The organism is Streptomyces sp. NPDC025806, assembly GCF_055558275.1.
The window spans coordinates 331,877-353,806 of sequence record NZ_JBVHMU010000003.1; the positions used below are offsets into that span (position 1 = coordinate 331,877).

The window sequence follows — 21,930 nt, forward strand, 5'->3', positions numbered from 1 at the left end:
CGGGGCGGCCGGAAGCCGCACGTGCCGTCCGCACGCCCGAACCGGCCCGAAGGAGTCGCACCGGTGACCACGGCGACCACAGTGAAGCGACCCGCCACGGACCGCCCGGTCCGCACACCCCGCGGCGCCGGACCCCCGGGCGGCCGGGGCGCCTGGTTCCTCGTGCTGCCCGCGCTGCTGCCCATCCTCGTCCTGAGCGTGGGCCCCCTCCTGTACGGGATCGGCCTCGCGCTCACCGACGCCCAGTCGGGCCGCACCGACCCCACCCAGTGGGTCGGCGCCCTCAACTTCCGTGACCTGCTGCACGACACCCTGTTCTGGGACTCGTTCCGCATCGGCCTGCTGTGGGCCGTCGGCGTGACCGTGCCGCAGTTCATGCTCGCGCTCGGCCTGGCCCTGCTGCTCAACCAGAACCTCCGCTTCCGCTGGCTGGCGCGGGCCCTGGCGATCGTCCCCTGGGCGATGCCGGAGGTCGTCGTCGGCATCATGTGGCGGCTCGTCTACCACCCGGACGCGGGCGTCCTCAACCAGACGCTGTCGGACCTCGGTCTCGGCGACGGCCGGGACTGGCTGACCGGCCTCGCCACCGCGCTGCCCGCCGTCATCGTCGTCGGCGTCTGGGCGGGCATGCCACAGACCACCGTCGCCCTGCTCGCCGGGCTGCAGAACACCCCGCGCGAGCTGCACGAGGCGGCGGCCATGGACGGGGCCGGCGCCTGGCGCCGCTTCCGCACGGTGACCTGGCCCGCTATCCGCCCGGTGGCTCTCGCCATCACCGCGCTCAACTTCATCTGGAACTTCAACTCCTTCGCCCTCGTCTACGTCCTGACCAGCGGCGGCCCAGGCGGCCGGACCCGCCTGCCGATGCTGTTCGCGTACGAAGAGGCCTTCCGCTACGGCCAGTTCGGCTACGCGGCGGCGATGGGCTGCGTCATGGTCGCCGTGATCTCCGTGCTCCTCGCCCTCTATCTCGTGGGCCGGCTGAAGGGAGGCGACGAGCAGTGATGCGGACTTCGAAGCCCGCCCGCGCGGGCCAGTACCTCGCGCTCCTCGCCTATCTGGTCTTCCTCGCCTTCCCGTTCCTGTGGCTGGTCTCCACCGCGTTCAAACCGCCCCGCGAACTCGCGAGCCTGCACCCCACCTGGATCCCGAAGGACCCCACCCTCGACAACTTCCGGCAGGCCTTCGACGAGCAGCCGCTGCTGCGCGCCGCCGGGAACTCGCTGCTCGTGGCCGTGTCGGCCGCCGTCATCGCCGTCGTCATCGCGACCCCGATGGCCTATGTGATGGCCCGCCACCGCTCGTTCCTGTCGCGGGCGGCGACCGGCTGGGTCGTGGTCAGCCAGGCGTTCCCCTTCGTCCTGGTGATCATCCCGCTGTTCCTGATCCTCAAGAACCTGCACCTGATCAACGCGCTGCCCGGCCTGATCATGGTCTACGTCGTGTGGGCGCTGCCCTTCGCGCTGTGGATGCTCGTCGGCTACGTACGGGCCGTGCCGCGCGATCTGGAGGAGGCGGCGGCCGTCGACGGCGCGGGCCGGCTGCGGATCCTCGTCTCCGTGACGGCGCCGCTGCTGATGCCCGGCATCGTCGCGACCGGGCTGTTCGCGTTCGTGACCGCCTGGAACGAGTTCTTCTTCGCGCTGGTCCTGATGAAGTCGCCCGAGAGGCAGACCCTGCCGGTGATCCTCACCCACTTCCTGGGCGCCGAGGGCGTCGCCGACCTCGGGCCGCTCGCCGCCGCCGCGTTCCTGGCCACCCTGCCGTCGCTCCTGATCTTCTCGCTGATCCAGCGGCGGATCACCGGCGGCCTGCTGGCGGGGGCGGTGAAGTGATGGCCCGCCGCGTCCTCGGGCTCCGGACGACGCTGACCGCGCTCGCCGCGTCCCTGACCCTGCTGCTCGCCGGCTGCACCGGCGACGCGGGCGACGGGGCGGGCGGCGGCCGGATCACCCTCGAATTCCAGTCGCTCGCCTGGCAGAAGGAGTCCATCGACGCCAACAAGCAGCTCGTCGCGGAGTGGAACGAGCTCCACCCCGACATCCGTGTGAAGTACGTCCAGGGCAGTTGGGACAGCGTCCACGACCAGCTCCTCACCTCCTTCGAGGGCGGCGAGGCGCCCGACATCATCCACGACGCCTCCGACGACCTCGCCGACTTCGCGTACGGCGGCTACCTCGCCGACCTGCGCCCGTACCTTCCCGCCCGGCTCAAGTCCGACATCCCGCGGCGCAGTTGGGAGACGGCGACCTTCGGCGACGGCGTGTACGGTGTGCCGTTCCTCCAGGAACCGCGCGTCCTCGTCGCGAACGCGAAGCTGCTGAAGGCCTCCGGGGTGCGGATCCCGACGCCCGCACATCCGTGGACCTGGGACGAGTTCCGCGCGGTCACGCGCAAGCTCAGCGGCAAGGGCCGCTACGGAGTGGCCTGGCCGCTCAAGGAACCCGTGTCGGCGACCCTCAACCTGTCCCTCTCGGCGGGCGGCCGGCTGTTCCACCGCGGGGCCGACGGCAAGGTCACGGTGCGCTTCGGGGCCGCCGACGCCGTCGTGCCGCGAACCGTCCACGACCAGGTGAACAGCGACCGCAGCGCCTCCGGCACGACCCTGGGCATGGGCGGCTCCGACACCCTGCCCGGCTTCTTCGCCGGGAAGTACGCGATGGTCCCGCTCGGCTTCTCCTACCGCCAGCAGATCGCGCAGCAGGCGCCGAAGGGCTTCGAGTGGCAGGTGCTGCCCGCCCCGGCCGGGGCCGACGGGCTCGCCCAGGGCGTCAGCCCGCAGACCCTGTCGGTCGCCGAGGACAGCCCGCACAAGAAGGAGGCCGCGCGGTTCATCGACTTCCTGCTGCGGCCACAGAACATGGTGCGGCTCGCGCGCGGCGACTGGATGCCGCCCACCGGCACCGAGGCCCTGAAGGACCCGGCGCTGCGCACCGCGAAGGACGGCTGGGCCGTCGGCACGGCCCTCGCCGCCCACCTGAGCCCGGCCCCGGCCCAGTCGGTGCGGGGCTATCCGGAGTGGAAGGACAAGGTGGCCACCCCCGCGCTCCAGGAGTACTACAGCGGCGCGATCGGCCTCGGCGAACTGCGCCGCCGCCTGGTCGAGGACGGGAACCTGGTCCTGGCGCGGTACCAGCGGTAGCCGGCGGCGGAGCGGGGCGGGTCCCGCTCGGGCGGATAACGCTCGGGTAACGACGGATCGCCTCGCAGCTCTCCTGGATCCGGTTGCCCCGTACGACCGTTACCCCTCGGTAAAGGTTGTACATCGAGCTTCTTGAATCTTGCTCAAACCACTTTCTAGCGTGAGGTGAACATGTTCTGAACAAAGGAAAGATGGTCGGCACGATGCCCCGAGACATACCACCGTTGCACGAGGTACGTCGCGTCACCCAGAAGAAGCGCGACGCCTGGTGGACCGTGCTGCTCGTCGATCCGGTCGCCACGCCGCTCGTACGGCTGACGGCCCGATGGACGCGCATCACGCCGAACCAGATCACCTGGGGAGCCCTGCTGCTCGGCCTGGTCTCCGCCGCCTGCTTCGCGATGGGGGACTGGCGCTGGCTGATCCTGGGCGCGGTCGTCTACCACCTGAGCTTCGTCCTCGACTGCATGGACGGAAAGGTCGCCCGGCTCACCGGCCAGGGCTCCGTCTTCGGCGCCTGGCTCGACTACATCTTCGACCGCATCCGCGTCATGGCCTGCGCCGTGGCGCTGATGGCCGGTCAGTACCACCGCACCGGTGAGCTCGTCTACGTGTGGCTCGCGGTGGTCGTCGTCTTCCTCGACGGCCTGCGTTACATCAACTCGCTGGAGATCTTCAAGACCCGGCACACGATGCGCAAGCAGATCAAGTCGCGTATGCGCGCGGCCCGTCGGGCCGAGAACGCGGCGGGCATCGCGTTCATGGAGGACCTGCTGCGGGCCAACCCCGAGGCCGACATCGAGCAGGACCTGCGCACCGCCTCGCAGGACGCGCGCGACGAGGAGGCCCTGGAGGGGCAGGAGACCCTCGCGGCCGGCGAGGCGCGGGAGGCCGGCGAGGCGCGGGAGGCCGGCGAGGAGGAGCCCGTCAAGCGGCGCAAGGCCCAGGTCGTGGACCTGCACCAGGAGTTCCGCAGCCGCTTCCCGATCTACCTCCGCTTCCGCTCCTTCCTGCTGCGGCACCGCATCCGCACGCACCTGGTGAGCGGTATCGAGTTCCAGATGGCCGTCTTCATCATCGGCCCGCTCGTCGACCAGGTGATCGGCGCGACCGTCGTCGCGGGCGCCCTGCTGCTCGTCTTCGAACTCGCCATCATCTACAAGCTGCTGCTGTCCACCCGTGACTTCGGCCGCACCCTCGCCTCGTTCGAGGAGTCGGAGCAGCGGCGGGAGAACGGGGAGCCCGCGGAGTCCGGGGAGAACGGACTGTCCGCCGTCGCCTGATCTCTCCCGGATCGTTCCCGGGTTCATCCCGGAGCTTTCTTCACAAGTGGGGGCCCGCGTCACCTGACGCGGACCCCTTCCTTTTGCTGTCAAGTGCTGTCGTCCTGGCACGAATTGCTGCGCCGCCTGGCCGATCTGTCTTGTTTGTTATTACAGAACCTTGTTGAACAAGTCACAGGTGTATGTAGGCCTTGATCTGGTCGCGTCAATCGGACAGGGTTTCGTCCCAACCCCGGGACATCTTCCGGAGATTGACCGAGGTTGCACGAATTTGCGCGCCCCCACGCGCGTAGAACCGTGCGCGCACGCTGCCATGTGCGCAGAACGTCACATCCCCCCACACACCACGAGGAGACCCCTCTTCATGGCAACTCACAAGCGTGGCCGCTCCATCAAGCTGACCGCTGCGATAGCCACCGCTGCCACCGCCGTGGGCGTCACCGTCCTCACGGGCGGATTCGCCGGCGCCGCCGCCCCCGCCGAGGGCAAGGTCTACGGCCTCGACGCCAAGGGCGCCGTCTCCGGCAGCTACATCGTGCTGCTGGACCAGAAGGCCGGCGCCGACGCCAAGAAGGACCTGGCCAAGGAGTACGGCGGCACGCTCGCGCGGAACTACAAGTCCGCCGTCAACGGCTTCTCGGTCAAGGGCCTGTCGGAGACCGAGGCCAAGCGCCTCGCCGCCGACAAGTCGGTCGACAAGGTCGTCCAGAACAAGAAGTTCCACATCGACGCGACTCAGGACAACCCGCCGTCGTGGGGCCTGGACCGCATCGACCAGGCGGACACCGCCGGCGACAGCAAGTACACCTACCCGGACTCCGCCGGCGAGGGCGTCACCGCGTACGTCATCGACACCGGTGTCCGCATCAGCCACAAGGACTTCGGCGGTCGCGCCTCCTACGGCTTCGACGCCGTCGACAACGACGACAGCGCCGACGACGGCAACGGGCACGGCACGCACGTCGCCGGCACCATCGCCGGTGACGCCCACGGTGTCGCCAAGAAGGCGAAGATCGTCGCCGTCCGCGTCCTCGACGACCAGGGCTCCGGCACCACCGAGCAGGTCGTCGCCGGCATCGACTGGGTGACCCAGAACCACCAGGGCCCCTCGGTCGCCAACATGTCGCTCGGCGGCGGCGCGGACGAGGCGCTCGACGCCGCGGTCCAGAAGTCCATCGCGTCCGGCGTCACCTTCGCCGTCGCGGCGGGCAACGAGTCGTCCGACGCCTCGCAGTCCAGCCCCGCCCGCGTCCCGGAGGCCATCACGGTCGCCTCCTCCACCAAGGACGACGAGCAGTCCGACTTCTCCAACTACGGCAAGATCGTGGACATCTACGCCCCCGGCTCGGACATCACGTCCGACTGGAACACGGGTGACGACGCCACGAACACCATCTCGGGCACGTCCATGGCCACCCCGCACGTCGTCGGCGCCGCCGCCGTCTACCTCGCGGGCCACCCGGACGCCGCCCCGGCCGACGTCGCCAAGGCGCTCACCGACGGTGCCACCCCGGACGCGATCAAGAACGCGACCGAGGGCACCCCGAACAAGCTCCTGAAGATCGTCGAGTAACACCCGGCTGCACCGATCGGCGGCCGTCGTGCTCACCCCCACGGGGCACGGCGGCCGCTTCGGTCTCGTGGGACCCGGTCCGCTTAGGGTGTGCGCATGACGGTCAAGCGATACGCGGCGCTGCTGCGCGGCATCAACGTGGGCGGCAAGGTCAAGGCCAAGAAGGTTCCGATGGCGCGGCTGCGGTCGCTGATCGAGGGCCTGGGCCACACCGACGTGCGGACCTATCTGCAGAGCGGCAACGCGGCCTTCACCGCTGCGGTCACCGACGACGACGTGCTCGCCCGCGAGATCGAGGCGGCGATCGCGGCCGAGTTCGGCTTCACCGTCGAGGTCGTCGTGCGCGACCACGCCTACCTCACCGCCGTGCGCGACAACTGCCCTTTCCCCGCAGCCGAGTTGGAGGGCAAGCAGCTGCACGTCACGTACTTCTCCGAGCCGGTCACCCCCGAGCGCTTCGCCGCCGTCGACCCGGCCGCCTACGCCCCCGAGGACTTCCGCCTCGGCGACCGCGCCCTCTATCTCTACGCGCCCACCGGACTCGGCACCTCGAAGCTCGGTGCCCGCCTCTCCAGTGCCGCGCTTAACCGGGGCCTGATCGCCACCAGCCGCAACTGGAACACCGTGCGGAAGCTGGTGGAGCTCACGGCGCCGGAGGCCACGTCGTCGTAGGAGCTCACGCCACGGGAGCGAGCGTGTCCAGCCTGGCCAGCTCCCGCGGCGTCAGCCGGATCGCCGCCGCCCCCAGGTTCTCCTCCAGGTGTGCGACCGAGCCCGTGCCCGGCGTCGGGCACAGCACGGGGGAGTGGTGCAGCAGCCAGGCCAGGGCGATCTGTGACGGGGTCGCGCCGTGCGCCCGCGCGATCGCGGCGCACTCCGGCTGCTCCGTGAGGCTGCCGTTGCCCAGCGGGAACCACGGCAGGAAGGCGATGCCCCGGGCCTCGCACAGCTCCAGCAGCGGCTCCGACACCCGGTCCAGGATGTTGTAGCGGTTCTGCACGGACACGATCGGCACGAGGTCCAGATCGAGCGCCGCCTGCAGCTGCTCGGCCGTCACCGAGTCCAGACCCACGTGCCTCACCTTGCCCGCGTCCCGCAACTCCCGCAGTGCGCCCAGCTGTTCGGCCATCGGCACCTCGGGGTCGAACCGGTGCAGCTGGTACAGGTCGATCCGGTCCGTGCGCAGCCGCCGCAGGCTCTCCTCGCACATCGCGCGCAGCCGCTCGGGCCGCCCCTCCACGTGCCAGGCCTCGGCCGAGGTCCGCACCACGCCGCCCTTCGTGGCGACGACCAGCCCCTTCGGGTACGGGTGCAGCGCCGCCGCGACCCGCTCCTCGACCAGCCCCGGACCGTAGTTGTCCGCCGTGTCGACCAGCGTCACCCCGAGCTCGACGGCCCGCCGCAGCACGGCCGTCGCCTCCGCGTCGGTGCCGCGCGGCCCCCAGACCCCGGGCCCCGCCAGCTGCACCGTGCCGTACCCGAGCCGCCGCACGGGCAGATCACCGCCGAGGACGAACTCGGGGGCGGGGTGCGGCGCGGGCGCGGTGGGGCGCGGGGAGGCGGACATGCTCCGACCGTATCCGATCGGGCACCACTCGGGATCCCGAATCCCGTGGCAGGCTCGGCCCATGCGCTACGTGATCATCGGAGCAGGAGCGGTCGGCGGAGCCATCGGCGGGCGGCTGGCGCAATATGGCCACGAGGTCGTCCTCGCCGCCCGTGGCCGCCAGTACGAGGCGCTGCGCGCCCACGGCCTGCGCCTGCGGACCCCCGACGGCGAACACATCCTGCGGCCCCCGGTCGTGGACGGCCCCGAGTCCCTCGGCACCCTGCGCGCCGACGACGTCCTGCTGCTCGCCGTGAAGACGCAGGACAGCGTCGCCGCGCTCGACGCCTGGGCCAGCCGCCCCGTCGAGGGCGGGGGCACCGCGAGCGAGCGGATTCCGCTCGTGTGCGCGCAGAACGGCGTCGCGAGCGAGCGGTTCGCCGCGCGGACCTTCCGGCACGTGTACGCGATGTGCGTGTGGCTCCCCGCCACGTTCGCCGAACCCGGCATCGTCCGCGCCGACGGCACCCCGCTCACCGGCATCCTCCACCTCGGCACCTACCCGGCCGGCGCCGACGACATCGTGCGGGAGATCGCCGCCGCCCTGAAGCGCTCCCGCCTCGACGCCCCGGTCGTCGGTGACGTCATGCGCTGGAAGTACGCCAAACTCCTCGCCAACCTCTCCAACGCGATCGAGGCGCTGTGCGGCGAGCGGACCTCCGACGCCACCCAGGCCCTGTACGCGCGGGCCCGTGCCGAGGGCGAGGCCGTCCTCGCCGCCGCCGGCATCCCGTACGCCTCCCCGGAGGAGGAGCGGACCTGGCGCGGGGACCGGATCCGGCTCGAGTCCTTCGACGGGACCCCGCGCGGCGGCGGCTCCTCCTGGCAGTCGCTGCGACGCGGCACCGGCACGATCGAGGCCGACTGGCTCAACGGTGAGATCGGCCGCCTGGGCAGGGAGCACGGCGTCCCCACGCCCGTCAACGACGTGCTCCGCGAACGGGCCGACGAGGCCGCGCGCCAGGGCTGCCCGCCGGGCGCCACACCGGTCGCCGAACTGACCGCGGCCGTCGACGCGCGGGCCGCCCGCTGACCCCTGTCGCGTTTGTTCAAGAGACGGCGCGGCGCGCTCCGTAGAGTCGACGGCATGGAACTTCGACGCGAGAACGTACAGCCCCATCTGAGCGAGTGTGCCGCCGAGTCCGCCCGCGTCGCGGCCGGTGTCGGGCAGAACCGGCTCGGGGAGCCGTCCGGCTGCGGCGACTGGGACGTGCGCACGCTGGTCAACCACTGGGTGCTCTACGGCTCCCACGGGCTGGAGCACCGCGCCCTGCGCAAGGCGCTCCCCGACGAACTGACCGCCCGCGACTTCACCACCGACCCCGCATGGGCGACGGCCTTCGCCGCCCAGCTCGACCGGGCCGTCGCCGCCTGGGCCGAACCCGCCGCGTGGGAGGGCGAGATCGACCTCGGCTTCGCCCATCAGGCCGCACCCGAGGTCGCCGCGCTGCTCCTGCTCGAACTGGCCCTGCACGGCTGGGACGTGGCCCACGCCACCGGCCAGGACTTCAAGGTCTCGGACGCCGCCGGCGCCGTCATCCTCGACGTGGTCTCCGCGAACGCCGAGATGTACCGCCAGTACGAGGGCTTCGGCGCCGCCGTCGAACTCCCGGACGGCGCCTCGGACTTCACCCGCGCCCTCGCCCTCAGCGGACGCGACCCGCGCTGACGTCACTCACCGCGCCAGGCGTCCCGCCGCGCCCGGAGCACCGCGGGGGCCATGCCCAGGCCCGCGCCGACGAACAGCACGGCGAGCACGGCCCAGCCCAGCGGGCCGTGCTCGATCGCGGTGACGGTCACCAGGGCGGGCGCCGCCATCGTCGCCGCGGCCTGCCCCGAGTTGAACACGCCCTGATAGACGCCCTGCGCCCGGGCGTCGGCCAGACCGTAGCCGACCGTCCAGCCGCCCGCCGCCGACAGCACCTCGGCGAGCACCTGCACCACTGCGCCCACCACGAGCACCCCGAGCGCCGCCATCGGCGACAGGCCCGCCGCGCACGCGAACGCCGCGCACGACAGCGCCAGCAGCAGCCCCGAGCGCCGCATCGCCCGCACCGCGCCCGGCAGGTCCTCCACACCCCGCGTCACCCGCACCTGCAACAGCGCCACCAGGACGCAGTTGAGGATCATCAGCAGGGCGGCGGTCCAGCGCGGCGCGTCCGTGTGCTGCACGATCCACAGCGGCAGCCCCACCTCCAACAGGCTGTACTGCAAGGCCAGTACGGCGTTGGAGCAGGTCACCGCGAGGTACGGCAGATCGCGCACCGCCCGCCAGCGGCTGCCCACCGGCGCGTCCCGCTCCGCCTTCCGGCCCGCGGCGCCCGGCAGCCGCAGCACCATCAGCGCCGACACCGCGAACGCGACGGCGTCCACCAGGATCAGCGCCGTGTACCCGGCCCGGCTGTCCGCCTGGAGCGCCAGCGCGCCGAACGCGCCGCCGACCCCCATGCCCACATTGGTGACCATCCGCAGATGCGCCCGCCCCTCGACCCGTGTCGCCGGCGGCAGCACGTCCGTGTACAGGGCGTTGCGCACCCCCATGCTCGCCTGGCACAGGGCCGCGTAGCCGATCGCCGTCGCCAGGAACGCGGCGTACGAGCCGACCACCGTGTACGCGACCAGCATCACCCCGCACCCCACCCACAGGACGGTCAGCACCGGGCGCCGCCCCCACCGGTCCGAGGCCCGCCCGGCGGGCACCCCGGCCGCGATGCCGAACAGGCCCGCGATCGTGAGGCCGACGCCCACCGAGGTGGCGCCGAGGCCCACGACGCGGGTGAAGTACAGGACACTGACGGGGAAGAACAGGCCGCGCCCGAAGGCGTTGAGCAGCGTCAGCAGCGACAGGCGCAGCAACTGCGGATCGGTCGGCAGGAGCCCGGCGAAGCGGGTGGCGGGCGTTCGTTCCTGAGCGGACACGGGGGCGGGGACCGGAGGTGACGAGGTCATGACTCCAGGGAACCGGCCGCACCGCGCCCGGCGACATTCCTTTAGCCTCTGACTAAACCCTCACCACGAGGAGGCGACCGGGTGATCGAGTTCCGTTTCGTCGTCGGCGACCTGGCCCGCACCTCCTTCGCCTACTCCCCGCTCCAGGAAGCCGTCTACTCCCTGCGCTGCTGGCGCGACTCCGCCCGCTACCCGCACCAGCGCCCCTGGCTGCGCCGGCTCGGCCCCGCCTTCCACCGTCTCGACGAAGCCGAGCTGCTGGGCGCGCTGATCGCCCCGAGCCTGTGGATCCCGGACTTCCTCACCCCGCGCCCCGACCGCCCGCGCCCCGTCTTCGCCCGCCAGCTCGCCGAACTGCGCACCACGCCGCCCGCCCTGCTGCGCCCCCAGTTCACCGCCGCGTACGGCGCCCACGCCCTGCCGCCGGTCCTGCGGGACGGACTAGCGGACCCGGAGCGCCTCCTCGACCGCGTCTGCCGGGCCCTGGACGCCTATTGGCACACCTGCCTCGCCCCCGACTGGTGGCCGCGCGTGCACTCGGTGCTCGAAGCCGACCTCGCCCACCGCGGCAAGGTCCTCGCCGAGGAAGGCGCGGGCGGCCTCTTCTCCAGTCTCGACCCGCGGCTCACCTGGGACGGCGAGGTGCTCACCATCAGGAAGAAGGGAGACGGCCACCCGTGGCCCACCGCCGACATCGAGATCGGCGGCCGGGGCCTCGTCGTGATCCCCACCCTCTTCGCGCTCGGCGCCCACACGAACATCGACCCCACGCTGCCGCCCCTGCTCAGCTATCCGGCCCGCGGTCGCGCCACGATCTCCGAGACCCCGCCCCCGGTCACCGACGCGGCGCTCAGCCGCCTCCTGGGCGTGCCCCGCGCCCGCATCCTGCTCCTCCTCGCCGACCCGGCGTCCACGACCGAACTCGCCCACCGCCTGTCGGTCACCCCCGGCGCGGTGAGCCAGCACCTGTCCGTCCTCTACGACGCGGGCCTCCTCCAGCGCACCCGCAGCGGGCGCAGTGTTCGTTATGCGCGCAGCGAGCTGGGGGAGCGCCTGTGCGGCTGAACCGGCTCAGGCGTCCTGAAGTCCCCGGGCGGCGGCCACGAGTTCGGCCGGCAGGCCCGGCCCCGCGCACGCGAAGTCGATCAGCAGGTCCCGGTACGCGGGGTTCGGCAGCAGCGGCGCGACCTCGACGAGCGTGCGCAGGTCGGCGGGCTCGCCCGTGTGCCGGGCGCGGTAGGCGGCGGCTGCCGCACGCAGGGTGGGCTCCGTAGGCTCGTGCCGCAGCCCCTCACCGGTCAGCCGCGCGGCCTCGGCGAAGTCGCCCTGCTCGGCGCGCACATCGGCCAGGTCGAGATGGAGCGACCAGTTGGCGGGATCGAGGACGAGGGCCCGCTCGAACGCGGCGACCATCCGCTCGGTGTCCCCCACCTTGCGCCACGTGCCCGCCCGCACGACCTCCGTGAACATCACCCGCTCGACGGCGTCCGCCCGGTCGCACAACTCCAGGGACGCGTCGATGAGACCACAGGCCCGCAGCATGATCGCCATCCGGGCGAGCGCCTCCGCCGCGGGCCGGTCGGCGACGACGGCGGCGAAGGCCGCGCGCCAGGGCCGCACCCGCTCCCGCATGCCGTCGGTGTCCAGGTCGCGGCCGTGGTCCATGGTCCGCATCGCGGCCTCGGCGAGGGCGTCCGCGCTCACCGCGCCCAGGAAACGGTCGTCGGCGAACCAGGGGGCGTCGGCCCACGCGACATCGGGCCGCGCACCCGTGACCGCGCCCATCGCCAGCGCGGCGGTGTCCATGTCGCCCCGCAGGAAACTGACGTACGACAGCGCGAGGACGGCGGGCAGGGAGTTCCCGCCGTCGACGACCGCGGCGAGGTCGGCGGGCCGGTCCCGCACCAGGTCGGCGAGGACGGAGTAGGGCTCGGGGTCCGAGGGCGCGGAGGCGATGGCGGCTGCCAGTTGGTCCACGGCCGCGGCGGGGTCGCCCCCGCAGTGGGCCAGCACCCGGGCGAGGCCCACTGAGGCTGTTCCTGACGTGTTCGACACGGGCCGAGGATAGCCGCAGGTCTCCCGGCCGCCCTCAGGCCCCCAGCGCCGCCAACTCGCCGGCGAGCGCCTCCTCGTAGCGCTCGATCAGCACCCGTGCCACCTCCGGTGCCGGGCCGAGGACGCCGGACAGGACGTCCGCGTCGGTCGCGCCCGCCGCGATGCGGTCCGGGAGACGGCCGGGGGCCAGGACGTAGGGGGCGACGGCCACGCGGGCGCAGCCGAGGGCGCGCAGGTCGCGGACGGCGTCCTCGGTGCGGGGAAGGGATGCGGAGGCGAACGCAGGCCGCACGGCGCACCAACCGGTGTGCCGCCACTCCCGCGCGATATCTGCGATCACTGCGATCGCCTCCGGGTCGGTGGAGCCCGCCGAGGCCAGGACGACCCCGGTCGTGGGCTTGTCGGCCGGCGTGAGACCGGCCTCGTACAGACGGCGGTCCAGGGCCGTCAGCAGGAGCGGCGACGGGCCGAGGACGTCCGCGCGCCGGATGCGCAGGGACGGCGGGGCCTGCCGGAGGACCGCCGGGATGTCGGCCTTCGCGTGGAACGCCCGGGTGAGGAGCAGCGGGAGGGCGACCACGTCGCGGACGCCCTCCGCCGCCAGGGACTCCAGGACGCCGAGCGGGCCCGGCACGTTGAAGTCCAGGAACGAGGTCTCCACGCGCAGCCCCGGCCGCTGGGCCCGCGCCTCGCGGACGAGGGCGTGCACCGTCGCGGCGTGCCGCGGGTCGCGGCTGCCGTGGGCGATGACCAGGAGGACGGGGCGGGACATGGCGCGCTCAGCTCCGGACGAGAAGGCCGCGACCGCGCAGGACGCGCCGCTCCAGCGGGCTGAAGATCAGCAGGTCGATGACGATGCCGACGATCAGGATGAGGAGGATGGCGAGGAAGACCATCGGCATGGAGCTGGCCGTGCGGCCGTTCTCCAGGAGCTGGCCGAGGCCCACGCCGAGGTCCGGCGAGTTCGCGATGATCTCGGCGGCCATCAGCGAACGCCACGAGAACGCCCAGCCCTGCTTCAGACCGGCCAGGTAGCCGGGCAGCGCGGCGGGCAGGACGACGTGCCACAGGCCGCGGACGCCCGTCGCGCCGAGCGTCCGCCCGGCCCGCAGGAACAGCGGCGGCACCTGGTCGACACCCGAGACGAGACCGTTCGCGATCGACGGGACCGCGCCGAGCAGGATCACCGCGTACATCATCGAGTTGTCCAGGCCCAGCCAGAGCACGGCCGGCGGCACCCATGCCACCGACGGCAGCGACTGCAGGCCCGACAGGACCGGCCCGATCGCCGCGCGCACGAACTTCACCCGCGCCACCAGCAGCCCCAGCGGGGTGCCGATGAGCAGGGCGAAGAAGAAGCCGAGCAGGCCGCGCGAGACGCTCGTCCAGATGTAGCCGAGCAGTTCGCCCTTCAGCCACGCGTCCTCGACCTCGCCCCACACCGCCGACGGCGGCGGCAGCTTCGTCGGGTCGTCGACGACGCCGAACGAGACCAGGCCCTGCCAGAGCAGGATCACCAGCACGACCGCCGTGAGCGGCGGGAAGATCTTCTCGCGGAACGTCTTCGAGAACGGGGTGCGCCCGGACTGGACCGTCTCCAGCGCGTCCAGGCCCGCCTCCAGACCCGCGAGGTCGTCCTTCGCGGTGACCGTGTCGGCGGGCTCCACCGTGGCGGTGGCCGTCGGTTCAGTCCTTGCCATGGCGGCGGATCTCCCCACGCAGTTGTTCGGTGATCTCGACGGAGAGCTCGGCGACCTCGGGGTCCTCGATGCGCCGCGGCTGCGGGATGTCCACGGTCCACTCGCGGGCGATCCGGCCGGGCCGCGAGGACAGCAGCACCACGCGCTGCGCGAGCCGCACCGCCTCGCGCACGTTGTGCGTGACGAACAGGACCGAAAGGTGGGTCTCCTCCCAGATCCGGGTGAGTTCGCCGTGCAGCACGTCCCGGGTGATCGCGTCGAGCGCGGCGAACGGCTCGTCCATCAGGAGCAGCCGCGCGTCCTGCGCCAGCGCCCGGGCCAGCGCCACCCGCTGGCGCATGCCGCCGGACAGCTCGTGGACCCGCTTGCCGTACGCGCCCTGCAGCCGGACCAGTTCGAGCAGTTCCTCGGCGCGCTCGCGCCGTTCGTTCTTCTGCACGCCCCGCAGCTTCAGGGCGAGCTCGATGTTCTTGCCCGCGGTCAGCCACGGGAACAGGGCGTGCTCCTGGAACATCAGGGCGGGCCGCCCGTCCGTCGCGATGGAGCCGGCCGACGGGGCGTCGAGCCCCGCGACCAGGTTGAGCAGCGTCGACTTGCCGCAGCCCGAGGCACCCAGGAGGGTGACGAACTCGCCCGGTGCGACATCGAGGCTGATGTCGTCCAGGACGAGCTGCGGGCCGGCGGGTGTGGCGAAGGACTTCGAGACGTGCTCGATCCGGGTCGCCTTGCCGTCCGCCACCGCGGCGGAGTCGGCAGCCTTGGCGAGAATCGTCGCCATGGTCGTCACCTCCTGGGAACTGGGTTGGGCAGTGGGCTACTTGGTGCCGAGTCCGGCGTCGTCGACCTTGGTGCCGCCTTCGGCCGCGAGGACCTTGTTGAGCGGCTTCAGGTCGTAGATCCCGGCCAGGTCCGGCTTCTCCAGCAGGCCGGCCTTCACGGCGTGCGCCGCCTCGGAGTCGAGCGTCGCGGCCAGCGGGTCGTCCGTGAACGCGATGGACTTCCACGCCGGGTCGAGGACCTCGGCGGGCAGCGCCTTGCCGGAGTCCTGCTCCAGCTGCTTGTTGGCCGCCGCCTTCGCCTCGTCCGGGTGCGCGGTGATCCACTTGTTCGTCTTCACGGAGCCGCGCAGCACCGCCTCGACGACGTCCGGGTGCTCCTTCAGGAACTTCTGCGACACGATGATGTTCGTGATCACGAACTTCTTGCCGGGCCACAGGTCGGCCTCGTCGAGGATCGCCTTGCCGCCCTCGGCGACCAGCTTGGAGGCGGTCGGCTCGGGGACCCACGCGCCGTCGATGGAGCCGGACTTGAAGGCGTCGGGGGTGATCTTGTTGTCCGTGCGGATCACGGACACGTCGCCCTTGCCGGAGTTGGCGTCGACCTTCCAGCCCTGCTCGGCGACCCAGTTCAGGAACGCGACGTCCTGGGTGTTGCCGAGCTGCGGGGTGGCGATCCGCTTGCCCTTGACGTCCTTCAGCGACTTGATCTTCTTCGGGTTCACGACGAGCTTCACGCCGCCGGACGCCGAACCGCCGATGATGCGCAGCGACTTGCCCTGCGACTTGGTGTAGCCGTTGATGGCGGGGGAGGGGCCGATCCAGCCGATGTCGATGGAGCCGGCGTTCAGCGCCTCGATCTCGGCCGGGCCCGCGTTGAAGGTCGAGTACTTCGCCTGTGTCCCCTTCAGTTCCTTCTGGAAGAGGCCCTGCTGGCGGCCGACGAGCGCGGTGCCGTGGGTCAGGTTCCCGAAGTAACCGATCTTGACGGAGTCGGCGGAGAGGGCCTTGCCCTTCGCGGAGACGTTCTCCTTGGTGCTGTCGGCGTCGGAGCCGTAGCCGCAGGCCGTCGCGGTGAGCGCGAGGAGGGGCAGGACGGTCAGGGCGAGCAGCGAACGTCGCTTCGGGGAAGGGAAGTTGGCAGGCACGGGAGGGTTTCCTCTCGTTGGCCCGGCGGTCACACCGTCAGGGTGCGGCCGGGAGGTCGGCAGGTCTTCGATGTCGTCGAAGGGCGTACGGGGTGCGGGGGGTGAGGGCGCGCAGGCAGTGCGCGTACGTCAGCACGCACATCGCGCGACCCCGCCCTGTCCGCTGCCGAGGGCGCCGCTGCCGACGCGGCCGCCCTCCTTGGCGAACGTCCCGTAGTAGTCGATGAGGGTCATGGCGGTCAGAAGTCCCAGCCCTCGTCGTCCGCGACCGCGGGCTCCGGCTCGGCGGCGAACGCCTCACCGGCCATGCCGGCCGCGAGCGTGGTGCCGTCGGCCGGGTCGATCAGCAGGAACGAGCCGGTGCGGCGCGAGGCCGCGTACGAGTCGAGGGCGATCGGCTCGGCGATGCGGACCTTGACGCGGCCGATGTCGTTGGCGACGAGCTGCCCGGGCTCCGGGTGCTGGGAGAGGTCGTCGAGCGTGAGCCGCGACGGGATCTCCTTGACGATCGCCTTGACCGTGCGGGTGGTGTGCTTGAGCAGCACGCGCTGGCCCACGGTCAGCGGCGTGTCGGCCACGTGGCACACGGTCGCCTCGACGTCCTGCGAGGTGCCCGGCGCGTCGTGGCTCGGCACGATCAGGTCGCCGCGCGAGATGTCGATGTCGTCCTCCAGGAGGAGGGTGACGGACTGCGGGGTCCACGCCACGTCGACGGCCTTGCCCAGCAGGTCGATCCCGGCGATCTTCGACGTGCGGCCCGAGGGCAGCACGGTGACGGACTCGCCGACGCGGAAGGTGCCCGCGGCGATCTGGCCCGCGTAGCCGCGGTAGTCGGGGTGCTCGGCGGTCTGCGGCCGGATCACGTACTGCACGGGCAGCCGGGCGTGGCAGCTCGTGAGGTCGTGGCTGACCGGCACCGTCTCCAGGTGCTCCAGGACGGTCGGGCCGCCGTACCAGTCCATGTTGGCGGACGGCTCCACGACGTTGTCGCCGGCGAGCGCCGAGATCGGGATCGCGGTGATCTCCGGGACGCCCAGGTCGGACGCGTACGCGGTGAACTCCTCGGCGATCTTCGCGAAGACGGACTCCTCGTAGTCGACGAGGTCCATCTTGTTGACCGCGAGCACCACGTGCGGGACGCGCAGGAGCGCGGCCACGGCGGCGTGCCGGCGGGTCTGCTCGATGACGCCGTTGCGGGCGTCGACGAGGACGACCGCGAGGTCGGCGGTGGAGGCTCCGGTCACCATGTTCCGCGTGTACTGCACGTGGCCCGGGGTGTCCGCGAGGATGAAGCGGCGGCGCGGGGTCGCGAAGTAGCGGTAGGCGACGTCGATGGTGATGCCCTGCTCGCGCTCGGCCCGCAGGCCGTCGGTGAGCAGCGCGAGGTCCGGCTCGGCGGCGCCGCGCGAACGCGAGGCGTGCTCGACGGCCTCCAGCTGGTCGGCGAGGACCGACTTGGAGTCGTGCAGCAGCCGGCCGACCAGGGTGGACTTGCCGTCGTCGACGGATCCGGCGGTCGCGAAACGCAGCAGGGTGGTGGCCGAAAGCCCGGCCAGCTCCTCGGCGGAGGCGGTGGTGGTGCTCATGTCTAGAAGTACCCTTCGCGCTTGCGGTCTTCCATCGCGGCCTCGGACAGCTTGTCGTCGGCGCGGGTCGCGCCCCGCTCGGTGAGCCGGGAGGCGGCGATCTCGGCGATGACCTTCTCGATCGTCGTCGCGTCGGAGTCGACGGCGCCGGTGCAGGACATGTCGCCGACGGTGCGGTAGCGGACCAGCCGCGTCTCGACCGTCTCGTCGTCCTTCGGGCCGCCCCACTCGCCGGCGGTCAGCCACATGCCGGAGCGCTTGAACACCTCGCGCTCGTGGGCGTAGTAGATCTCCGGCAGCTCGATGCCCTCGCGGGCGATGTACTGCCACACGTCCAGCTCGGTCCAGTTGGACAGCGGGAAGACGCGGACGTGCTCGCCGGGGGCGTGGCGGCCGTTGTAGAGCTGCCACAGCTCGGGGCGCTGGCGGCGCGGGTCCCACTGGGAGAACTCGTCGCGCAGCGAGAACACCCGCTCCTTGGCGCGGGCCTTCTCCTCGTCGCGACGGCCGCCGCCGAAGACCGCGTCGAACTTCTCCTGCTGGATCTTCTCGGTCAGCGGCACCGTCTGCAGCGGGTTGCGGACCCCGTCCGGGCGCTCCTTGAGGGCGCCGCGGTCGATGTAGTCCTGCACCGAGGCGACGTGCAGGCGCAGCCCGTGCTCGGCCACGACCCGGTCGCGGTAGTCGATGACCTCGGAGAAGTTGTGGCCCGTGTCGACGTGCAGCAGCGAGAAGGGGATCGCCGCGGGGGCGAACGCCTTCAGCGCCAGGTGCAGCATGACGATCGAGTCCTTGCCGCCGGAGAAGAGGATCACCGGCCGCTCGAACTCGCCCGCGACCTCGCGGAAGATGTGCACGGCCTCGGACTCGAGCGCGTCGAGGTGGCTGAGCGCGTAGGGGCTGTCCGTCTCCTCGGAGACGTTCGAAGCTACGGTCGTCATGCGGCGAGACCCCTCTCGGTGAGCAGCGCGCGGAGCGCTGCCGCGGACTCCTGCACGGTCTGGTTCTGCGACTCGATGCGCAGGTCGGGCGACTCGGGCACCTCGTAGGGGTCGTCGACCCCGGTGAGGCCCTTCAGTTCACCGGCGGCCTGCTTGGCGTACAGGCCCTTGACGTCGCGCGCGGAGCACACGTCGAGCGGTGTGGCCACGTGCACCTCCAGGTAGGCGGTGCCGGCGCCCTGGTGGCGCGTGCGGACGGCCTCGCGGCTGTCCGCGTACGGGGCGATGACCGGGACGAGCGTCAGCACGCCGTTACGGGCGAGGAGTTCGGCCAGGAAGCCGATGCGCTGCACGTTGGTGTGCCGGTCCTCGCGGCTGAAGCCGAGGCCCGCCGAGAGGAACTCACGGATCTCGTCGCCGTCGAGCACCTCGACGGTGCGGCCCTCGGCGCGCAGCGTCGCGGCCAGTTCGTTGGCGATCGTGGTCTTGCCGGCGCTCGGCAGACCCGTGAGCCAGATGGTGGCTCCGGTCACTTGCTTCTCCAAAGTCTCTGGTGCCGTCGTCATCAGCCGTGCAGTCCGCACTCGGTCTTGGCCCGGCCCGCCCAGCGTCCGGCGCGGGCGTCCTCGCCCTCCAGGAGGCGGCGGGTGCACGGGGCGCAGCCGACCGAGCCGTAGCCGTCCATGAGGAGCGGGTTGGTCAGCACGCCGTGCTCGGTGACGTACGCGTCGACGTCGTCCTGGGTCCAGCGGGCGATGGGGGAGACCTTCACCTTGCGGCGCTTCTCGTCCCAGCCGACGACCGGGGTGTTCGCCCGGGTCGGGGACTCGTCGCGGCGCAGGCCCGTGGCCCACGCGGCGTAGCCGGACAGGCCCTCCTGGAGGGGCTGCACCTTGCGCATCGCGCAGCACAGGTCGGGGTCGCGGTCGTGCAGCTTAGGACCGAACTCGGCGTCCTGCTCGGCGACCGTCTGCCGCGGGGTGATCGTGATGACGTTGACGTCCATCACGGCCTCGACGGCGTCGCGGGTGCCGATGGTCTCCTCGAAGTGGTAGCCGGTGTCGAGGAAGACGACGTCGACGCCGGGCATCGCCCGCGAGGCCAGGTGTGCGACGACCGCGTCCTCCATGGACGAGGTCACGCAGAACTTCTCGCCGAAGGTCTCCGTCGCCCACCGGAGGATCTCCAGGGCGGAGGCGTCCTCCAGGTCGCGCCCGGCCTGCTCGGCGAGCGCCTTCAACTCGTCCGTGTCCGAGGTGATGTGAGCCGTCGTCATATCTGTTCCCCTCCACCGTCGGTGCGCTGAAGTCCCTGGGCGAGCAGCCCGAGGAACTTCAGCTGGAAGGCCCGGTTGCACGCGGCGCATTCCCAGGCGCCGTGACCCGCTTCGTTGGGACGCAGGTCCTCGTCACCGCAGTACGGGCAGAAGAAGGGGGCGGCACGCTCGCTCACGACAGGGCCTCCGCACTCGCGCGGGCCGCCCAGGTCGCGAAGCGTTCGCCGTTCTCGCGCTCCGCCTGGAAGTTCTTGAGCACCCGCTCGATGTAGTCCGGCAGTTCGGCCGAGGTGACCTTCAGGCCGCGGACCTTGCGGCCGAAGCCGGCCTCCAGGCCGAGCGCGCCGCCGAGGTGCACCTGGTAGCCCTCGACCTGCTCGCCCTGGTCGTCCAGGACCAGCTGGCCCTTGAGACCGATGTCCGCGACCTGGATGCGGGCGCAGGCGTTCGGGCAGCCGTTGAGGTTGATGGTGAGCGGCTCGTCGAAGTCCGGGAGGCGGCGCTCCAGCTCGTCGATGAGCTGCGCGCCGCGGCCCTTGGTCTCGACGATCGCCAGCTTGCAGAACTCGATGCCGGTGCAGGCCATCGTGCCGCGCCGGAACGGCGACGGCTTGACCTGGAAGTCCAGCGCCTCGAGTCCCGCGACGAGCGAGTCGACCTGGTCCTCGGCGACATCGAGGATGATCATCTTCTGCTCGACGGTGGTGCGCAGCCGGTCCGAGCCGTGGGCGCCGGCGAGCTCGGCGATCTTGGTGAGCGTGGTGCCGTCCACCCGGCCGACGCGCGGGGCGAACCCGACGTAGAAGCGGCCGTCCTTCTGCTGGTGGACCCCGATGTGGTCGCGCCACTTCTGCGAGGGCTCGGCGGGCGCCGGACCGTCGATCAGCTTGCGCTCCAGGTACTCGTCCTCCAGGACCTGGCGGAACTTCTCCGGGCCCCAGTCGGCCATCAGGAACTTCAGCCGGGCACGGGTGCGCAGCCGCCGGTAGCCGTAGTCGCGGAAGATGCCGACGACACCCGCCCAGACGTCCGCCACCTCGTCGAGCGGCACCCAGGTGCCCAGACGCTGGGCGAGCTTGGGGTTGGTGGACAGGCCGCCGCCGACCCACACGTCGAAGCCGGGCCCGTGCTCGGGGTGCTCGACCCCGACGAAGGCCACGTCGTTGATCTCGTGGACCACGTCCTGGACCGGGGATCCGGAGATCGCGGTCTTGAACTTGCGCGGCAGGTTGGAGAATTCCTTGTTGCCGATGTAGCGGTCGTGGATCTCGTCCACGGCGGGCGTGCCGTCGATGATCTCGTCGGCGGCGATGCCGGCCACCGGGGAGCCGATGATCACGCGGGGGCAGTCGCCGCACGCCTCGGTCGTGGACAGGCCCACGGCCTCCAGCTTCTCCCAGATCGCGGGCACGTCCTCGATCCGGATCCAGTGCAGCTGGATGTTCTGCCGGTCGGTGATGTCGGCGGTGCCGCGCGCGTACTGCTCGGAGATCTCGCCGATGGTGCGCAGCTGCGCGACGGAGAGCCGGCCGCCGTCCACGCGCACGCGCAGCATGAAGTAGCGGTCGTCCAGCTCCTCCGGCTCCAGGACGGCCGTCTTGCCGCCGTCGATGCCGGGCTTGCGCTGGGTGTACAGGCCCCACCAGCGCATGCGTCCGCGCAGGTCGTTGGGGTCGATCGAGTCGAAACCGCGCTTGGAGTAGATCGTCTCAATGCGTGTCCGCACATTGAGACCGTCGTCGTCCTTCTTGAACTGCTCGTTGCCGTTGAGCGGCGTGTGGTGGCCCACGGCCCACTGGCCCTCGCCGCGGTGACGGCTCACCTTGCGGCGGGGCGCGGCGGTAGCGGGCTTTTCGGGGGTGGCAGCCATGGGTGTACGTCCTTCAAGAAAGGCT

At 71.7% G+C, this 21,930-nt stretch carries 22 protein-coding genes; 9 read left to right on the plus strand and 13 right to left on the minus strand.

All coding sequences use genetic code 11. The annotated features are described in order from the left end of the window. Positions 1-63: 63 nt before the first annotated feature. From ACZ4E1_RS08555 to ACZ4E1_RS08580, 6 genes are all read left to right on the plus strand, one after another. Complete coding sequence (locus tag ACZ4E1_RS08555; RefSeq protein ID WP_467537090.1) at positions 64-1,005, plus strand: carbohydrate ABC transporter permease; 942 nt, start codon at positions 64-66, stop codon at positions 1,003-1,005. Beyond that, positions 1,005-1,835: a carbohydrate ABC transporter permease gene (locus ACZ4E1_RS08560; RefSeq protein WP_467537093.1), complete on the plus strand. Its 831-nt coding sequence runs from the start codon at positions 1,005-1,007 to the stop codon at positions 1,833-1,835. Before ACZ4E1_RS08555 ends, ACZ4E1_RS08560 begins: the two co-directional genes overlap by 1 nt. Then, complete coding sequence (locus ACZ4E1_RS08565) at positions 1,835-3,142, plus strand: ABC transporter substrate-binding protein (RefSeq protein WP_467537096.1); 1,308 nt, start codon at positions 1,835-1,837, stop codon at positions 3,140-3,142. The genes ACZ4E1_RS08560 and ACZ4E1_RS08565 overlap by 1 nt, the downstream gene beginning before the upstream one ends. A gap of 203 nt (positions 3,143-3,345) precedes the next feature. After that, positions 3,346-4,425 (plus strand): CDP-alcohol phosphatidyltransferase family protein, encoded by a 1,080-nt coding sequence (locus tag ACZ4E1_RS08570; protein WP_467537097.1) that lies wholly within the window; start codon positions 3,346-3,348, stop codon positions 4,423-4,425. A gap of 364 nt (positions 4,426-4,789) precedes the next feature. Then, positions 4,790-5,998: a S8 family peptidase gene (locus ACZ4E1_RS08575; protein WP_467537098.1), complete on the plus strand. Its 1,209-nt coding sequence runs from the start codon at positions 4,790-4,792 to the stop codon at positions 5,996-5,998. Positions 5,999-6,094: 96 nt separating this feature from the next. Then, positions 6,095-6,670 carry a DUF1697 domain-containing protein gene (locus tag ACZ4E1_RS08580; RefSeq protein ID WP_467537100.1) on the plus strand — a complete coding sequence of 192 codons (576 nt, stop codon included), beginning with the start codon at positions 6,095-6,097 and terminating at the stop codon, positions 6,668-6,670. A 4-nt stretch (positions 6,671-6,674) separates the two neighbouring features. Here the strand turns inward: ACZ4E1_RS08580 and ACZ4E1_RS08585 are convergent, their stop codons facing one another. Next, positions 6,675-7,565, minus strand: coding sequence for an aldo/keto reductase (locus ACZ4E1_RS08585; protein WP_467537102.1), 891 nt, complete (start codon positions 7,563-7,565; stop codon positions 6,675-6,677). Between the two features lie 61 nt (positions 7,566-7,626). On the opposite strand from ACZ4E1_RS08585, the gene ACZ4E1_RS08590 reads away from it, so the two are divergent. Both ACZ4E1_RS08590 and ACZ4E1_RS08595 read left to right on the plus strand, forming a co-directional pair. Further along, complete coding sequence (locus ACZ4E1_RS08590) at positions 7,627-8,637, plus strand: ketopantoate reductase family protein (RefSeq protein ID WP_467537103.1); 1,011 nt, start codon at positions 7,627-7,629, stop codon at positions 8,635-8,637. A 54-nt stretch (positions 8,638-8,691) separates the two neighbouring features. Next, a complete protein-coding gene (locus tag ACZ4E1_RS08595; protein ID WP_467537105.1) occupies positions 8,692-9,273 on the plus strand; it encodes a TIGR03086 family metal-binding protein in 582 nt (193 codons plus the stop codon). Between the two features lie 2 nt (positions 9,274-9,275). Here ACZ4E1_RS08595 and ACZ4E1_RS08600 read toward each other — a convergent pair whose 3' ends face one another. Beyond that, on the minus strand, positions 9,276-10,553 hold the full coding sequence (locus ACZ4E1_RS08600; protein ID WP_467537107.1) for an MFS transporter: 1,278 nt from the start codon (positions 10,551-10,553) through the stop codon (positions 9,276-9,278). Between the two features lie 81 nt (positions 10,554-10,634). Here ACZ4E1_RS08600 and ACZ4E1_RS08605 point away from each other — a divergent pair, with 81 nt between their 5' ends. Then, on the plus strand, positions 10,635-11,618 hold the full coding sequence (locus ACZ4E1_RS08605) for an ArsR/SmtB family transcription factor (protein WP_467537108.1): 984 nt from the start codon (positions 10,635-10,637) through the stop codon (positions 11,616-11,618). 6 nt (positions 11,619-11,624) lie between these two features. Here ACZ4E1_RS08605 and ACZ4E1_RS08610 read toward each other — a convergent pair whose 3' ends face one another. The 11 genes from ACZ4E1_RS08610 to ACZ4E1_RS08660 form a co-directional block, all read right to left on the minus strand. Then, positions 11,625-12,608 carry a tetratricopeptide repeat protein gene (locus ACZ4E1_RS08610; RefSeq protein ID WP_467537110.1) on the minus strand — a complete coding sequence of 328 codons (984 nt, stop codon included), beginning with the start codon at positions 12,606-12,608 and terminating at the stop codon, positions 11,625-11,627. Positions 12,609-12,642: 34 nt separating this feature from the next. Beyond that, complete coding sequence (locus ACZ4E1_RS08615; RefSeq protein ID WP_467537112.1) at positions 12,643-13,380, minus strand: sirohydrochlorin chelatase; 738 nt, start codon at positions 13,378-13,380, stop codon at positions 12,643-12,645. 7 nt (positions 13,381-13,387) lie between these two features. Continuing rightward, on the minus strand, positions 13,388-14,308 hold the full coding sequence (locus ACZ4E1_RS08620) for an ABC transporter permease (protein WP_467537114.1): 921 nt from the start codon (positions 14,306-14,308) through the stop codon (positions 13,388-13,390). Next, on the minus strand, positions 14,295-15,086 hold the full coding sequence (locus tag ACZ4E1_RS08625) for an ABC transporter ATP-binding protein (protein WP_399130137.1): 792 nt from the start codon (positions 15,084-15,086) through the stop codon (positions 14,295-14,297). The genes ACZ4E1_RS08620 and ACZ4E1_RS08625 overlap by 14 nt, the downstream gene beginning before the upstream one ends. A 36-nt stretch (positions 15,087-15,122) precedes the next feature. Further along, entirely contained in the window at positions 15,123-16,232 is a 1,110-nt protein-coding gene (locus ACZ4E1_RS08630) for an aliphatic sulfonate ABC transporter substrate-binding protein (RefSeq protein WP_467537117.1), read from the minus strand. A gap of 239 nt (positions 16,233-16,471) precedes the next feature. Next, complete coding sequence (locus ACZ4E1_RS08635; RefSeq protein ID WP_467537119.1) at positions 16,472-17,818, minus strand: sulfate adenylyltransferase subunit 1; 1,347 nt, start codon at positions 17,816-17,818, stop codon at positions 16,472-16,474. Between the two features lie 2 nt (positions 17,819-17,820). Beyond that, on the minus strand, positions 17,821-18,759 hold the full coding sequence (cysD, locus tag ACZ4E1_RS08640) for a sulfate adenylyltransferase subunit CysD (protein WP_467537121.1): 939 nt from the start codon (positions 18,757-18,759) through the stop codon (positions 17,821-17,823). Next, positions 18,756-19,325 carry an adenylyl-sulfate kinase gene (gene cysC, locus ACZ4E1_RS08645; protein WP_467537123.1) on the minus strand — a complete coding sequence of 190 codons (570 nt, stop codon included), beginning with the start codon at positions 19,323-19,325 and terminating at the stop codon, positions 18,756-18,758. The genes cysD and cysC overlap by 4 nt, the downstream gene beginning before the upstream one ends. After that, positions 19,325-20,035, minus strand: a complete 711-nt coding sequence (locus tag ACZ4E1_RS08650) for a phosphoadenylyl-sulfate reductase (RefSeq protein ID WP_467537125.1) — start codon at positions 20,033-20,035, stop codon at positions 19,325-19,327. Before ACZ4E1_RS08650 ends, cysC begins: the two co-directional genes overlap by 1 nt. After that, positions 20,032-20,211, minus strand: a complete 180-nt coding sequence (locus tag ACZ4E1_RS08655) for a hypothetical protein (RefSeq protein WP_467537127.1) — start codon at positions 20,209-20,211, stop codon at positions 20,032-20,034. The genes ACZ4E1_RS08650 and ACZ4E1_RS08655 overlap by 4 nt, the downstream gene beginning before the upstream one ends. Continuing rightward, complete coding sequence (locus ACZ4E1_RS08660; protein ID WP_467537129.1) at positions 20,208-21,905, minus strand: nitrite/sulfite reductase; 1,698 nt, start codon at positions 21,903-21,905, stop codon at positions 20,208-20,210. The genes ACZ4E1_RS08655 and ACZ4E1_RS08660 overlap by 4 nt, the downstream gene beginning before the upstream one ends. Positions 21,906-21,930: the final 25 nt, after the last annotated feature.